General features: G+C 64.6%; 12 protein-coding genes. 5 read left to right on the top strand and 7 right to left on the bottom strand.

Going from position 1 to position 14,529, the window contains the following annotated elements:
* Positions 1-39: 39 nt before the first annotated feature.
* The gene (locus tag AS156_RS26950) at positions 40-243 is read right to left on the bottom strand and encodes a DUF3311 domain-containing protein (protein ID WP_066510869.1); all 204 of its coding nucleotides are present in this window, start codon (positions 241-243) and stop codon (positions 40-42) included.
* 354 nt (positions 244-597) lie between these two features.
* Between AS156_RS26950 and AS156_RS26945 the strand changes: the two genes are divergently transcribed.
* Positions 598-999 (top strand): ester cyclase, encoded by a 402-nt coding sequence (locus tag AS156_RS26945; protein ID WP_066510867.1) that lies wholly within the window; start codon positions 598-600, stop codon positions 997-999.
* A gap of 40 nt (positions 1,000-1,039) precedes the next feature.
* On the opposite strand, the gene AS156_RS26940 is transcribed toward AS156_RS26945, so the two are convergent.
* From AS156_RS26940 to AS156_RS26925, 4 genes are all read right to left on the bottom strand, one after another.
* Entirely contained in the window at positions 1,040-1,804 is a 765-nt protein-coding gene (locus AS156_RS26940; RefSeq protein ID WP_066510866.1) for a substrate-binding domain-containing protein, read from the bottom strand.
* A 95-nt stretch (positions 1,805-1,899) separates the two neighbouring features.
* A complete protein-coding gene (locus AS156_RS26935) occupies positions 1,900-3,840 on the bottom strand; it encodes an aconitate hydratase (RefSeq protein WP_066510865.1) in 1,941 nt (646 codons plus the stop codon).
* Between the two features lie 270 nt (positions 3,841-4,110).
* The gene (locus tag AS156_RS26930) at positions 4,111-5,844 is read right to left on the bottom strand and encodes an adenylate/guanylate cyclase domain-containing protein (protein WP_066510862.1); all 1,734 of its coding nucleotides are present in this window, start codon (positions 5,842-5,844) and stop codon (positions 4,111-4,113) included.
* Between the two features lie 584 nt (positions 5,845-6,428).
* Positions 6,429-6,983: a PAS domain-containing protein gene (locus AS156_RS26925; RefSeq protein WP_066510859.1), complete on the bottom strand. Its 555-nt coding sequence runs from the start codon at positions 6,981-6,983 to the stop codon at positions 6,429-6,431.
* Between the two features lie 573 nt (positions 6,984-7,556).
* Between AS156_RS26925 and AS156_RS26920 the strand changes: the two genes are divergently transcribed.
* Together AS156_RS26920 and AS156_RS26915 are read left to right on the top strand one after the other, a co-directional pair.
* A complete protein-coding gene (locus AS156_RS26920) occupies positions 7,557-8,300 on the top strand; it encodes a rhomboid family intramembrane serine protease (protein WP_082747762.1) in 744 nt (247 codons plus the stop codon).
* A gap of 189 nt (positions 8,301-8,489) precedes the next feature.
* Complete coding sequence (locus AS156_RS26915; protein WP_066510856.1) at positions 8,490-8,918, top strand: CBS domain-containing protein; 429 nt, start codon at positions 8,490-8,492, stop codon at positions 8,916-8,918.
* A 2-nt stretch (positions 8,919-8,920) separates the two neighbouring features.
* Here the strand turns inward: AS156_RS26915 and AS156_RS26910 are convergent, their stop codons facing one another.
* Complete coding sequence (locus tag AS156_RS26910; RefSeq protein WP_136626448.1) at positions 8,921-9,955, bottom strand: patatin-like phospholipase family protein; 1,035 nt, start codon at positions 9,953-9,955, stop codon at positions 8,921-8,923.
* Between the two features lie 240 nt (positions 9,956-10,195).
* Between AS156_RS26910 and AS156_RS26905 the strand changes: the two genes are divergently transcribed.
* On the top strand, positions 10,196-11,266 hold the full coding sequence (locus AS156_RS26905) for a hypothetical protein (protein ID WP_066511058.1): 1,071 nt from the start codon (positions 10,196-10,198) through the stop codon (positions 11,264-11,266).
* A gap of 176 nt (positions 11,267-11,442) precedes the next feature.
* Positions 11,443-13,926: a putative bifunctional diguanylate cyclase/phosphodiesterase gene (locus AS156_RS26900; protein ID WP_066510847.1), complete on the top strand. Its 2,484-nt coding sequence runs from the start codon at positions 11,443-11,445 to the stop codon at positions 13,924-13,926.
* A gap of 107 nt (positions 13,927-14,033) precedes the next feature.
* On the opposite strand, the gene AS156_RS26895 is transcribed toward AS156_RS26900, so the two are convergent.
* On the bottom strand, positions 14,034-14,529 hold a 496-nt coding region (locus AS156_RS26895), incomplete at its 5' end, for a nitroreductase family protein (protein ID WP_136626455.1).

Below are 14,529 nucleotides of genomic sequence, written 5' to 3'. Positions count from 1 at the left end.
CTCCTCGCCTCGGCGGTACTGAAACGGGCTGTTTCGGCGCTAGTCATCGGTTGCAAAGTAGACGATCGCCGTCAGAACGGCTCCGATGATGATCCAAAGAAGCTGGTACCAGTAGAAGAAGGGCATGCCGATCCAGGATGGCTCGATCCTGTTGTAGAATGGCGGCCAGAGCACTGCGATGAATTGAGCGAGGAGGAGCAGGTACCACCAGCTCCATCCTGTGCGTCGGACATGTTGGTTCATGTTTCCTCCTGAGAGGAAATCGGTCTCCTGCCGACGTACGTTCGCCGGCGCAATCGGTGCGCGGTTCGAAAACTCGCCGGCAGAAGCCGATCAACTTTCTCGCAGCCACGAGCCGAAAAGCGATCCACGGCAGCGCGGCGGCAATCCAATAATATTACTCTCGCGCGGAACTTTGGTTCCTAATCCACGCTAGTTTCACCAATCAGAACCGGGCTCCAGCCATTTCGCAAGCGCAGCATTGCAGGGATGAGCGAGCCTACATCCCGGTCCGGTCTTTCGCGTCGCGTTGCCGCACTCATATGGGTTCACGGCGGCCAGTTGACGGCACTGTCCGAGGAGCACGGAAATGAGGCCATGAGCAAAATCGACCTCTCGGACGTTTACCGAAGCTATATTGACTGCCTGAACCGGCAGGACTGGGCGCGGCTCGGCCAGTTCGTCGATGACGACGTGTCTCACAACGGCCGGCGGCTCGGCCTGTCGGGCTATCGAACGATGCTGGAAGGCGACTTCCGCGACATCCCGGACCTTCATTTCAACATCGAACTGCTGGTTGCCGACGCGACCCGCGTTGCGAGCCGGCTCGCCTTCGATTGCTCGCCGAAGAGAAGGTTTCTCGGCCTCGACGTCAATGGCAGGCGCGTCGCCTTCGCCGAGAATGTGTTCTACGAATTCCGCCACGGCAAGATCGTGCAGGTCTGGTCGGTGATCGACAAGGCTACGATCGAGGCTCAGCTCCAGGACGTGTCCTCATGAGCGACGCGCTTGCCTTTCCGGCATCGAAGCCGGCGGCAGTTCAGCCGTGAGGCCGCTCCATGCCCGCACGCTTGATCGCCGCGAGCAGATGATCGCTGTCCGCGGAAAGAAAATCGATCAGGCGCTTGGCCGCGTCGGGCGCCTGAGAGTCATTTACAATCGCGGCCGTGAAGGTTTGCACAAGCTGCAGATTTGCTGGGAGCAGGCCAACCAATTCGATGCCGGTCTCCTGGACCAGTTCGCTGGTCGGCCCAATCGAGAAATTCGCTTTGCCGGCTCTAAGCGCCTCTGCCGCCTCCGTTCCGCGCGCCTCGAGGGTGAGCCTCACCGAATCTGGCAGATTCAGCTTTGGGAAAACCTTGTCGCGGACGAATTGTCCGCTTGTGCTGCTTGGCGCCACCACCTGGCCGGCGCCAATCAAGGCGTTCCTGAGAGCGGCATCCGTGCCGATGTCTGGCTTGGGAGAGCCTGTCCGTACGGCGGCGGCCAAGGGAGCCGTCGCCAGTCCGGCGTCGGATCCCGCACGAATGCGCCGGTCTTCGACGAGGTTTCGAAGTCCCTCGCGCGAAAGGATGACCACGTCCGCTTTGGTGCCGTTCGCGAGCTGGTGCCTGATCGTTTTCGGCCCGGCGCCCTCCGACGCTCCGGATCCGGTCTCCACCTTGATGCCTGTCGTTCGCTCGAACTCGGGCACCACTTCGCGGTAGACTGCAGCGAAGCCGCCCGAAATGATGACCTTGATCGTTTTGGGAGTGTCGGCGATTGCTTGCGTCGGTACGGCAGCAGTGGTGGCTTGCTCGGTCATTGCGCCTTCCTTCGATTTCCAAAGGAAGCTAGCAGTACCGAGCTGACCTTGCCAGCCAGTCGGTCGCTCCATCAGTGACCGCACAACGGATCGGATCACGCCGCAGCGTGGGAGTGGGTCCTCCGCCAGTTGATCACTCCACCCGCCAGAATTACCTCAATCTGCGAGGCCGTGAGGCCGTGACGTGTCCGCACCGGCCCTCGGCACTCGAAGGTGACGTCCTCGCCGCTCTCGAGAGTGCGGCGCAGATTGTCAACGCGCAGCACGTCGCCCTTCTGCAACCGGTCATAGTCGACCTCGTTGACGAAGGTCAGCGGCAGAATGCCGTAGTTGACGAGATTCTGGCGGTGAATGCGCGCAAAGCTCTTGGCCAGCACGAGCCTGAGGCCCATGTTTCGCGGTGCCACCGCGGCATGCTCGCGCGACGAGCCCTGACCGTAGTTGCGGCCTGCGATCACGGCATGGCCTGAGCGCGCCGAACGCGCGCGCTCAACATAGCTCCGATCAATGCGCTCGAAGGCGAAGTCGCTGATCTTCTGGATGTTGGAGCGATAGGGAAGAACCCGTGCGCCGGCCGGGAGAATCTCGTCGGTGGAAACGTCGTCATTCATCTTCAGAAGGATCGGCACTGCGAGCCGGTCGGGCAGTGGATCGAACTGCGGGAGAGAGCGGATATTCGGTCCCTTGATGAGTTGAACCTTTCGCGCCTGCTCGGCCGCGAGCGGCGCCTCCAGCAGCTGCTCATTCGCGGTCAGCCGGGTCGGTTCGTTGAGTTCGGGGCAGGCCTTTGCAATCGTTCGCGGGTCGGTGATCTGCCCGGCGAGTGCCGAAGCCGCGGCGGTTTCAGGAGAGCAAAGAAAGACCGCGTCCTCCTCGGTGCCCGACCGTCCGGGAAAGTTGCGGGGCGTGGTGCGCAGTGAGTTGCGTCCCACCGCGGGGGCCTGACCCATGCCGATACAGCCGTTGCAGCCGGTCTGATGGACCCGCGCGCCTGCCGCGACAAGGGCTCCGAGGCGGCCGTCGGCGATCAATGCTTCCAGCGTCTCGCGAGAGGTCGGGTTGACGTCGAACGATACGCCGGGCGGAACATGGCTGCCGCGAACGATTTCGGCGGCGACGGCAAAATCGCGCCAGCCGGGGTTGGCGGAGGATCCGACATAGGCCTGGTAAATCGGCTCGCCCGCCACCTCGCTCACCTTGACCACATTGCCCGGGCTCGATGGCGTCGCGATCAGCGGCTCCAGCTTCGACAGATCGATGGAGTCTTCCTCGTCGTAACTGCATCCGCGATCGGCGGCCAGTTGCAGCCAATCGTGCTCCCGGCCATTGGCCCTGAGAAAATCGCGTGTCCGCTCGTCGGACGGAAACACCGTGGTGGTCGCTCCGAGCTCCGCGCCCATATTGGCGATCACATGCCGGTCCATCGCGGACAACGACTTCAGGCCGGGCCCGAAATATTCGATCACCTTGCCGACGCCGCCGGCAACGCCATGACGTCGCAGCATCTCGAGGATGACATCCTTGGCGCTGACCCAGTCTGGAAGCTTGCCTGCGAGCCTGACGCCGAATACTTTCGGCATGGTGACCGCAAACGGTTCGCCGCTCATCGCCAGCGCGACATCCAGGCCGCCGACCCCGATCGCCAGCATTCCCAACGCACCCGCAGCCGGCGTGTGACTATCGGCGCCCAGCATGGATTTGCCGGGCTTGCCGAAGTGCTGCATGTGCACGACATGGCTGATGCCGCTGCCGGCGGGGGAGTACCACAGGCCGAAGCGGCGGCAGGCGCTCTCCAGAAAAAGGTGATCGTCAGCGTTGAGGTTGTCGACCTGCAACAGGTTGTGATCGACATATTGCACGCTGAGCTCGGTGCTGATGCGGTCGAGCCCAATCCCCTCCAGCGCCAACATCACCAGCGTACCGGTTGCATCCTGCGTGAGTGTCTGATCGATCCGGATAGCGATGGCTTCGCCAGCACGCATCCTTCCGCGAGCCAGATGGGCCGAGATCAGTTTCTGGGTGACGTTTTGTGGCATATCGGCAGCCTTTCGGACTCCGATGCCCCCGCTTGTATCTGATGTGGTCAAACCTGATGCAAAGCCAATGCGCGCTTGCGCATTCCGTTCCATATCGACGGCCATGATCGTGTGGCGTCAATATTTGAGGGCAACCATATGCCGATCATCCATGAGCGTTGAAGTTCCCTAACTGAGCGTTCCGTAATGCCCTCCATCGATACCATGACGGGGTGCAACCAGTCTCAGGAACGCGCTTTTGTGAGTCGACGCCTCAGCCGAGCAACGCCGCTACTTCTGCTCCAGGTGCCAGGCGCCGTCCCAACCTGCTGCGGGTGGATTCTGCCGGAAGCTCGCGGCCCGCGCGGTCATGGCGGTTGCCGGTCCGTCGCCGGGCACGGCTTGCAGCGCCGCCGCGAAGGCGCGCTCGGCATCGTCCCAACGTTGCTCCCGATAGGCGGCGAGGCCGTCAGCATAGTGCTGCCGCAGCAGCGCCTGCGCGGGGGTGAGCTCGTCCTTCCCGGCCATGATCTCGAACACGGTCTGCGGCTGGGTCTGGCCCAGCACGACCAGGCGGTCGATCTCGCGCAGCTCGATCGTCGCCGCGCAGCCGGCAGCGGTGGTTTCCGAGATCAGGCTGCGGCTGCCGTAGAACTTGTTGGCGCTTTCCAATCGCGAGGCGAGGTTCACGGTGTCGCCGAGCACGGTGTAGCTCATCATGAATTCGGAGCCGATGCTGCCGACCAGCGCTTCGCCGGTGGCTATCCCGATGCGGATGTCGCAGTCGGCAGGGATCGCGCGGACCCCGAGCAGTTCGGGCAATTCCTGGCGCAGCTGCGCCACCCGCCCGGTCATGTCGAGCGCAGCAGTTGCGGCGAGCTGCGTCTGCTCGGCCTCCTCGACAAAGGGAGCGCCCCAATAGGCCATGATGGCATCGCCGATATATTTGTCGATGATGCCCCGTTGCGCGTGGACCGGTGCGGACATGGTCGAAAGATAGAGGTTCATGATCTTGACCAACCCGCGCGGCGTCACGCCCTCACTCAGGGTCGTGAAGCCCTTCATGTCGCAGAACATCACCGTCATGACGCGCCGTTGTCCTTCGGTGGCGGCGATCGCCGGCTGCTCGAGCAGGCCTTCGGCGATCCGCGGATTGATGTAGCGGCCGAAGGTTTCGCGGATGCGCTGGTTGTGCCGCAGCGTCTCGATCATGCGGTTGAAGGCGGCCGAAAGCTGGCCGATCTCGTCCTGGGTCGTGACGGTGATGGTGCCGTCGAGACGGCCGGCCTCGACCTCGCGGGTGCCTTCCAAGAGCCGCATCACCGGGCGGGTGATGCCGCTGCCGACCAGCATCGCAAACACGAAGCCGAGCACGGCGGCGATCGCGGTGACGACCGCCGAGACGATGATCGCTCGCTGCTGGGCGCCCATCACGGTCTTGGCGCTGGCGCCGACCTGGCCCAGCATGTCGGCGCGAATGCCTTCGATCCTGGTATTGAATTCGTCGCGCAGCGCCTCGGCGTGGAGCATCGTCTTCCGCGCGGTGGCGAAATCCTTGGCGTCGAGCTGGTCGAGCAGCGTCTTGTTTTCGGTGTTGAGCCGGACCAGCAGGTCGTTGAGCGCGTTGTCGATCCGGTCGTCGATGCGTCCGAGCGCGGCATTGTCTGACGGCGTCGAGGGATCGTCGATGATCGCGGCGATCAGCTTGCGCGCGGCACCGGCTTCCTGATTGATGACAGGATTGATGTCGTCGAAGGTCTTGCGTGCGGCCGCATAGTTCCCGTCCTCCGCCGGCCCCTGCATCTTCGCCATCATCATCCGCCGCATCGCGAGCGAGCGCTCGAGCGAACGGACATTGACGCGGGCGAGATGGGCGTAGGCGGGAATATAGCGGTTGGTGAGCTCTCCGAGCAGATGGCCGACCTGGCCCGCCATCACCATCGACAACAGCGATGTGACCACCGCCAGGACGATCAGCCCCGCAGCGATGCCGACGATCTTCTGCCTGATCGATTTACGAAACATGCCCTGCGCTCGGCGTTTCCTGGTCGCGGTGGACAGCTAATAGAGTTCCGCCGCCCGCGGCGCAAGTTCGACCGAGCGTGCGGGTACGAATTTGTTCGATATTTCAAGGCGATTTTGGTCGCCCAGTGGCTCCGCTTCCGCCGTCGGGCAACTCAACGAAAGTCGTCAAGCGCCCGCGCTGTATCCTCATTCACATCTGTCATCGCCCGGCTCGACCTGGCTCGACCGGGCGATCCAGTACGCCGCGGCCCATCGGTTCATTCACATCCGTCCCTGGGATGCTGGGTCGCCCGTCTTCGCGGGTGACGACACCGCGCTGTTTGATAAGTGAATCGAGAACTGCGTTCACAGCTCCATCTCGGTCACCCCCCGCGCAACGGCTTCGCTTTTGTCGTTGGAGGAGGTCGCGAAGCGGCCGTCTCGAAGGGGCGACGGCCAGCAGCGGGGCCGTTCATCCTTCGAGGCTCGCTCCGCTCGCACCGCCAGCGACAAAAGCGAAGCCTTTGCGCGGGGATGACGGGTTTGATGGCCTTGCAGGGACGACGGCGGAGATGATCTCCCGCGAGATACGCCGACGTCCGCGCCTACCGCAGGCCTTCGTACACCATCAACCCGCGCGCGATGGCGAGCTTGCGCAGCGTGCGCGGCACGAAGCGTTCCGGAGGATGCAGATAACGCCAGGAGGTCAGAGCCAGATCGCGCAACGTCGAGGTGTTGTCCTCGAAGGGGGCGAGGAGCCCGGTGAGGCTTGCCGGCACATGCACGCGGGCGGAGAAGGGGAGCAGCAGCAATTCGAAATGCGCGGTCTCGCCGGTCTCGGTGGTTGCGGTGACGCCTGCGACGGCCGGCAACGTCTCCTCGGCCACGTAGCTGATGATGTCCTCGATCTCGCCGCGGCTCGCGTCGATGAACAGCGAGGAAAAGCTCCGGTCCTTGAGATCGCAGCCGAGCAGGGCCGAGATGCGGGTGCCGGCGACACGGAAGGGGTAGCCGGCCTTGCCGTCATAGGACAGCACGAAGATGTCGGCCAACAGCTCGCGCACCGCGGATGGCTCGAACTCGCTCCGGTCAGGTGCGCGCGCATTGCCGCGTTTCGCATTCCAGTAAGCGAAGAATTCGCGGCTGGACCAGTGTTTCATCTAAGAACCTTGCCCGGCACCTGCCTTGGCGGGACACATCTGTCCCGGTTTTGTGCAAGTGCCTTCCCTTCTCTGTTGTGCAGGGAAGGCTGTGCAGCGTCCATGCCGCGGCCGCGTTTTCGGCGACTTATCGGCATCTTTGCGTCGTTAACGTAAATTTAACTATACGCTTGGCGGCAGCCGGAACCCGGCATAGGGTCTTCGCGTTCCCGTTCGCGCCGGTTGGCTCCAAGGGCGGTCGGCGTAGGCATACAGGTGGCGTCAAACAGTTTGGTCATCGCGCGGGGAGGGGTGGGGTTGCGTCCCCGGTCCTCCTGGGGTGCGAGAAGATCAACGGAAGCAAGGGAGGGTGTTCTCAGCGCCCTCCCTTTATCTTTTGGTTGCGGCTCGGCATCGCCCGTGAGCTGCGTCCAGCACGGCGAGTTGACCGATTTCGGGATTGTGCCCTTGCACGGTGCCGCGAAAGCCGCCTATCTGCGATTCACCGCCGCATTCGAGGTCGTCGATCCCTTGGACTCCCATCCCGAAGCTCCGCTCGAGCAACCACCGCCGCCGGAGGCGCCGCGCGAGCCGATGCTGACCTTGCCGCCGGCGCTCACCGCTTACATCCTGCTGCTAGCGGTCATCCATCTGCGGGTGTTGCTGCCGCCGGAGATGGAAAACTGGACGATCGACGTCTTCGGCTTCATCCCCAAGCGCTACGATACGACGCTGCTCGACATCACCTTCCCGGGCGGCGCGGGCGCCAAGGTCTGGACCTTCGTCACATATTCGCTGCTGCACGCCAATCTCACGCATATCGGCTTCAATGTGCTGTGGCTGCTGCCGTTCGGCAGCGCGCTGGCGCGGCGCTTCGGCGCGCTGCGTTTCTTCCTGTTCATGGCGGTGACGGCGGCCGCCGGCGCGCTCGCGCATCTCGTGACCCACGAACATGCGATCGCGCCGATGATCGGCGCCTCGGCGTCGGTGTCGGGCACGATGGCGGCGGCGATCCGCTTTGCCTTCGTGAAGGGCAGCTTCCTTTCATTCAGCCGGGGCGATGCCGACGCGGCGGCCAAGGTGCCGGCGCTGCCGCTGTCGCGGGCGCTGCGCGACGGGCGCGTGCTCGGATTCCTGGCGGTCTGGTTCGGCGTCAACATCGTGTTCGGCGTCGGTTCGCTCGCGATCGGCGGCGGCGACAACGTCACCGTCGCCTGGCAGGCGCATATCGGCGGCTTCCTCGCCGGGCTGCTGCTGTTCTCGCTGTTCGATCCCGTCCCGCGCGTGCGAGATGATGCTGCAGATGCGTCATCGGTGGACCAGTCGGGGCGCGTCTGATCGTCGCTTGCGGCTCGCGTCGAATTCCTCCATCATCCTTGCGACGCAAGATAAGGCCGGCTCCGAAATACAGCCGTGCTGTTGCCCGCGCCCCGGAACCGAAATCGGCGCGAAACTGTTGATTGAAGGCTCAACGAACAGGCTCGATCCCCGCTCAAAGGGGACACGAACGGCTTCAGGGAGGCGACAATGACGGTACGTTCCATTCTCGATGCGAAGGGCCATCAGATCATGAGCGTCGCGCCGGACGCGAAGCTCTCGGCTGCGATCAAGCTCCTCGGCGAGAGGAAGATCGGTGCGGTGCTGGTGATGGAGCAGGGCCGGATGGAAGGCATCCTGTCGGAGCGCGACATCGTGCGTGTGCTCGGCGAGCGCGGTGCGGGCACCCTGGAGGAGCCGGTGAGTGCGGTCATGACCAGGAAGGTCGTGACCTGCCGGCAATCCGACACGGTCAGCGGCATCATGGAGATGATGACGACGGGCAAATTCCGCCATCTGCCCGTGGTCGAGGATGGCAAGGTGGTCGGGTTGATCTCGATCGGCGACATCGTCAAGCGGCGCGTGCAGGAATACGAGCACGAGCAGGAAGCGCTGCGCGACTACATCAAGACGGCTTGAAGCTATTTGCCCGTGGCGCCGGACGTGGTCGACGGCGGTGCCAGGATGTCGATCGCTTCCTCGATCGCGCCGATCGAGCGTTCGGCGGCGCGGATGCCGTGCGCGATCAGGTCGTCGGCGCGGTGGAAGTCGAACCAGCCGATCTGGCCGACCCGCGGCGAGATCAGCATGTCGGGCGGGTCGCCGGCGAGGCGCGCCCGGGTGATGCGGTCCTGCATGATGTTGAAGGCGTCGACCATGACGCTGGAAATGCCGGGACGGTTGGCGCTGCCGAAGAATTCGCGCTTCATGGTGCGTTCGGCGGAGAAGAAGCGGCCGAAGCGGCGCTTGGGCGGCTCTGGCTCGAGCGCGGGCTCGGTCGTCACCGCGACCGTTACCTCGGGCGCGGCGGCGGACTGGCCGTGATTGTAGATCGTGGTCGAGTGCGCGAACACGTCGCTGGAAAGGTTGGCTGCGATCACGATCTCGGCGCCGAGCGCGCGGGCGGCCGAGACCGGCACCGGATTGACCAGCGCGCCGTCGACCAGCCAGCGGTCGCCGATCAGGACGGGGGCGAAAATGCCGGGCAAAGCGTAGGAGGCGCGCATGGCGTCGACCACGCGGCCGTGGGTCAGCCAGATCTCGTGGCCGGTGCGGACTTCGGTCGCGACGCTGGCGAACTTGATGGTGAGGTCCTCGATCATGGACTGGCCCAACGCCTGCTCGAGCTCGGCGGCGAGCTTGGTGCCGCCGATCAGGCCGGAGCCGCTGAGGCGGATGTCGAGGTAGCCGAGCACGCTGCGCGGCTGCAGGCCGCGGGCCCACTGCTCCAGCGTCTCGATATGACCGGCGGCATAGGCGCCGCCGACCACGGCGCCGATCGAGGTGCCGACCACGACGCTGGGGACGATGCCGTGGGCGAGCAGGGTCTTGACGATGCCGATATGGGCAAAGCCGCGCGCGGCCCCGCCGCCGAGGGCAAGTCCGATCACGGGACGGCGAACCGGTCCCAGTCCTACCTTGTCGGGGCCGTCGGAGCTCTTATGGCCTCGGCCCATCCAGCTATCCAACACGACATATCTCCTGCCGGGGCGAGCTTATGCCTCGCAGTCCAGCTTCGCCAGAATCGTTCGCACGCATGGTTTATGCCCAGCCATGCCGGCCTAGGCAGGGAATGTGACTGCACCGCGACGTCTGGGCTAACATCGTCTTGATCGGTCGGTTCCAAATGGGGGATCAAGGCCTGCCGGCCGCCACGAAGGCTTGAATTTGCCGCGTTTTCGTTGAAAAGCATGTCGATGACTTCGTGGGGCAATGGCATCGGCGGACGCGGGCGGGGCGGGTGGCTCCTTCCGGCGTTTCTGCTTGCCGCCATCGTGATCGTCCTGCGGCCCGGTTCCGCATCGGCGCAATGGTTCAGCGACCGGCCGCCACCGGTCCCGCCGGCCTCAGTCCCCGAGGTGCCATCCGGCCCGGCGCTCAATCTGGCGCCGCCATCGGGGGCCGGTTCCGGGCCGACCTTGCCGTCGCCCTTGACCCAGCCGACCATCGTCCAGCCGTCGATTGCGACCATGCCGCCGCCGGCGCCGCTGCCGGGCGCCTCGCCCGCGGGGCAGGCGGTGCTTTCGCTGACGGCGCGCTACGGAAAAGACATGCCCGTCATCAATGGCGGGCTGGTGTGGCGGGTGTTTGCCGACAAGCCTGATGACAACGGCACCTTCAAGCTGGTCCGCGAGGAGCGCGGGCCGACGCCGAACATCGTGCTGCCGCCGGGCAATTACGTCGTCCATGTTGCGCTCGGTCTCGTCAGCGCGGTCCGTGCCGTCAATTTGAAATCGGAGACTGATCGCGAGTCGTTCGTGCTGCCGGCTGGAGGCCTGCGGATCGAGGGGAAGGTCGGCTCCAGCAAGATCCCCGCCAACCAGATCTCGTTCGCGATCTACAAGGGCAGCCAGTTCGACGGATCGGACCGCAACCCGTTGATCCCGAACGTCACCGCCGGCGATGTCGCGCTGCTGCCGGAGGGGACCTACTACATCGTCTCCAACTATGGCGACGCCAACTCGGTGGTGCGCTCCGACATCCGCGTGCAGGCCGGCAAGCTGACCGATGTGACCGTCACCCATCGCGCCGCCGTCATCACGCTCAAGCTGGTCAGCGAGAAGGGCGGCGAAGCTCTCGCCAACACCGCATGGTCGGTGATCACGCCCGGCGGCGACGTGATCAAGGAATCGATCGGTGCCTTCCCGCGCGTGGTGCTCTCCGAGGGCGAGTATCGCGCGATCGCCAAGAACGAGGGCAAGGTGTTCGAGCGGCCCTTCAACGTCGTCAACGGCGTCGATGGCGAGGTCGAGGTCGTCGCCCGCTGACGCGCGGCGTGCGCTTCATGCAACTGTCATGGTCTCTAACGCGAACTAACCATCGCGCGACTTTAAATCGTCATAATCGCGCGGGGCGGTGCGCCGCTTCCCCATTCTTTACATGGCGTTAAGCGGTGACGACTTGGATGCCGCGGGGACAAGCGTTTGCGCGAACGGGGCGTGCCATGGTCATGGCCAACAAGAAATCAGAACAGACTTCAGCCAAATTCAATACCGAGATGTTCGCAGACGTCCCGGTCCTGCAGCGCAAGTGGCAGGCGGCCGTTCGTCCAGGCGAGAAGCTGCCGCACTATGAAGACGTGATGCTCGGCAGCCTCGGTCGGCTCGCGGATCATATCGTGCTGCTGCGCGGCGACGATGGCGTGCTGCGCGTCTCCCAACCCGGCCGCTATGTGCAGACCTGGCTGAACGACGATCGCTGGGACATCCCGCTGAGCGCGCTGCCGCCGGACTGCGCGACCGCATTGGCCGAGGCCACGGCGAGCGCGCGCGAGAACAGCCGTCCCTATCTGGCGTCGGCGCATTGCGTCCGTGACGGCCTGGTTCGGACCTATGACGTGCTGGCGCTGCCGACGCGATCGCGCTGGGGCAGCACGCTGGTCGGCGTCTACGTCAACGAGCGCAATGCGCAGTACAACCTGCTGGACACGATTTTCTCCGCCACCGACGAGGGCGTGCTGTCGCTTGCCGCGATCCGCAATGCGCGCGGCGAACCGGCCGACTTCCAGGTCGTGCATCTCAACCAGGGCGCCGCAAGGCTCCTGATGCAGCCTGCGACCGACCTGCTGTGGCGCCGGCTTTCCGCCGGCGGCAATCCGCTTGCTACGCCTGATGTGGTCGGCAGGCTCCGCGCGTTCGTGGCTGGCGGCCGCGGCGGGCAGTTCGAGATCGATAGCGGCGATCGCTGCCTGCGGCTCGGCGTCACGGCGTTCGGCGACATGCTCTCGCTGACCGTCACTGACGTCACCGCGCTGAAGCAGCGCGAGGTTTCGTTCCGCCTGTTGTTCGAGAACAACCCGATGCCGATGTGGGTGTTCGACGCCGACACAATGGAATTCCTGAGCGTCAACGACGCGGCCGTTCAGCACTATGGATACAGCCGCGAGAGATTCCTCGGCATGACGCTGCACGAAATCTGGCCACAGGATGAATGGGCCGTCCACGGTGCGGCATTGCGCGAGATCGGCGACGTCTATCAATCGAGCCGCGACTGGCGGCATATCAAGGCTGACGGCAGCGAGATTCATGTGCTGACATTCGGGCGCAAGGTGACGTTCGATGGCCGCGACGGCTACCTGGTCGCGGTGGTCGACATCACGGAACGCCGCGCCGCTGAAGCGCGGATCGCCCACATGGCGCATCATGACGGACTGACCAACCTGCCGAACCGCGACTTCTATCAGGAGCGCCTGCGCGAGGCGCTGGAGCGCAGCCGGCCGGGCAACAAGCGCGTCGCGGTGATGTGCGTCGACCTCGACCTGTTCAAGAACGTTAACGACTCCTTCGGTCACCCGATGGGCGATCGGCTGCTCAAGCTGGTCGCCGAGCGATTGCGATCGGAAGTCCGCGGCGACAACATGGCCGCTCGTCTCGGCGGCGACGAGTTCGCGATCGTGCTCGCGTCCGACGTGTCACCGAACGAAGCGAGCGCCTTCGCCGAGCGATTGATCGACGTGCTGAGTGCGTCGTACAAGATCGACGGGCTCGAGGTCGTGGTCGGCGCCAGTATCGGGATCGCACTCTCGCCGGGCGACGGCACGACGTCGGAAGATCTGATGCGCAACGCCGACATGGCGCTGTATCGCGCCAAATCCGAGGGCGGCGGCGTGCACCATTTCTTCGAGCCCGAGATGGATTTGCAGGCGCAGAAGCGCCGCGACATGGAGCGCGATCTTCGCGCCGCCTTCGCCAACGGTGAGTTCGAGCTGCATTATCAACCGCTCGTCAATATCGCAGCCGACCGCATCAGCGGCTTCGAGTCGCTGCTGCGGTGGCGGCATCCGCAGAAGGGAATGGTGTCGCCGGCCGAGTTCATTCCGGTCGCGGAAGACATCGGCCTGATCGTTGCGCTTGGCGAGTGGGTGTTGCGCGAGGCCTGCTCGGAAGCGGCGAAGTGGCCCGCCGACGTCAAGGTTGCCGTCAACCTGTCGCCGGTGCAGTTCCGCAGCCGCAATCTCGTCCAGGCCGTGATCTCGGCGCTCGCGCATTCCGGCCTGTCGGCGCGACGGCTCGAGCTTGAGATCACCGAGTCGGTGTTCCTGGCGGAGACCGAAGCCAATCTCGCGATCCTGCACCAGCTGCGCGAGCTCGGCGTCAGCATCTCGATGGACGATTTCGGGACCGGCTATTCCAGCCTGAGCTATCTGCGCAGCTTCCCGTTCGACAAGATCAAGATCGACCGCTCCTTCGTGAAGGATCTGGCGCGCCGTTCTGATTGCCTTGCGATCGTGCGTGCGATCTCGGGCCTCGGCCGCAGCCTCAAGATCACCACGACGGCGGAGGGTGTCGAAACCATCGACCAGCTCGACTGGCTGCGCGCCGAAGGCTGCAACGAGGTGCAGGGCTTCCTGTTCAGCGCGGCGAAGCCTGCAAGCGAGATCGGGGCGTTGCTGACCGGTTTTGCGGAGCGCGCGTCGAAGGCGGCGTAGCGGCCCTCTCTGGTCGTCATGGCCGGGCTTGACCCGGCCATCCATCGTTGAAGAACTCTCTGCGATGGGTTGCCGGGTCAAGCCCGGCAATGAGAAGCGAACGTCTCTCAGAACCGCGTGACGATATCCGACAGCACCGGGCGCGGGCGGTCTTCGCTCGGCTTGGTCGGCTTGCCGATATGGACCAGGCCGGCGAGCTTTTCGTCCGGCTTCAGGCCGAGGCCGTCGAGCACGTCGCGGTCGAAGGCGAACCAGCCGGTCAGCCAGCAGGCGCCGTAGCCGAGAGCGGTTGCCGCGGTGACGATGTTCATTGCGCTCGCGCCGGCCGACAGTTCCTGCTCCCACGGCGGCACTTTCGGATGCGGCTTGGTGAAGCTCACGATCCCGATCACCAATGGTGCATCGGTCAGGCGCTTCTTTTCGACCTCGATGTCGGAGGCCGGCGCGCCGGGATTCTTCTTGGCAAAGACCTTGGCGATGACGTCTCCGGCGCGCAGGCGGGCGTCGCCCTCGAACACGATGAAGCGCCAGGGCGCGAGCTTGCCGTGGTCGGGGACGCGCGCGCCGATCGTCAGGATGGTCTCGAGCTCGGCGGGCGAGGGG

The organism is Bradyrhizobium macuxiense (genome assembly GCF_001542415.1).
GTDB lineage: Bacteria > Pseudomonadota > Alphaproteobacteria > Rhizobiales > Xanthobacteraceae > Bradyrhizobium > Bradyrhizobium macuxiense.
This window is presented reverse-complemented; position numbering and strand designations above follow the sequence as displayed.

Excerpts from the sequence above, each read along its gene's own strand:
- AS156_RS26935 (WP_066510865.1), bottom strand. The coding sequence starts at position 3,840 with ATGCCACAAAACGTCACCCAGAAACTGATCTCGGCCCATCTGGCTCGC.
- AS156_RS26910 (WP_136626448.1), bottom strand. The coding sequence starts at position 9,955 with ATGGGCCGAGGCCATAAGAGCTCCGACGGCCCCGACAAGGTAGGACTG.
- AS156_RS26915 (WP_066510856.1), top strand. The coding sequence starts at position 8,490 with ATGACGGTACGTTCCATTCTCGATGCGAAGGGCCATCAGATCATGAGC.
- AS156_RS26920 (WP_082747762.1), top strand. The coding sequence starts at position 7,557 with ATGCTGACCTTGCCGCCGGCGCTCACCGCTTACATCCTGCTGCTAGCG.
- AS156_RS26945 (WP_066510867.1), top strand. The coding sequence starts at position 598 with ATGAGCAAAATCGACCTCTCGGACGTTTACCGAAGCTATATTGACTGC.
- AS156_RS26940 (WP_066510866.1), bottom strand. The coding sequence starts at position 1,804 with ATGACCGAGCAAGCCACCACTGCTGCCGTACCGACGCAAGCAATCGCC.
- AS156_RS26925 (WP_066510859.1), bottom strand. The coding sequence starts at position 6,983 with ATGAAACACTGGTCCAGCCGCGAATTCTTCGCTTACTGGAATGCGAAA.
- AS156_RS26905 (WP_066511058.1), top strand. The coding sequence starts at position 10,196 with ATGACTTCGTGGGGCAATGGCATCGGCGGACGCGGGCGGGGCGGGTGG.
- AS156_RS26930 (WP_066510862.1), bottom strand. The coding sequence starts at position 5,844 with ATGTTTCGTAAATCGATCAGGCAGAAGATCGTCGGCATCGCTGCGGGG.
- AS156_RS26950 (WP_066510869.1), bottom strand. The coding sequence starts at position 243 with ATGAACCAACATGTCCGACGCACAGGATGGAGCTGGTGGTACCTGCTC.
- AS156_RS26900 (WP_066510847.1), top strand. The coding sequence starts at position 11,443 with ATGGTCATGGCCAACAAGAAATCAGAACAGACTTCAGCCAAATTCAAT.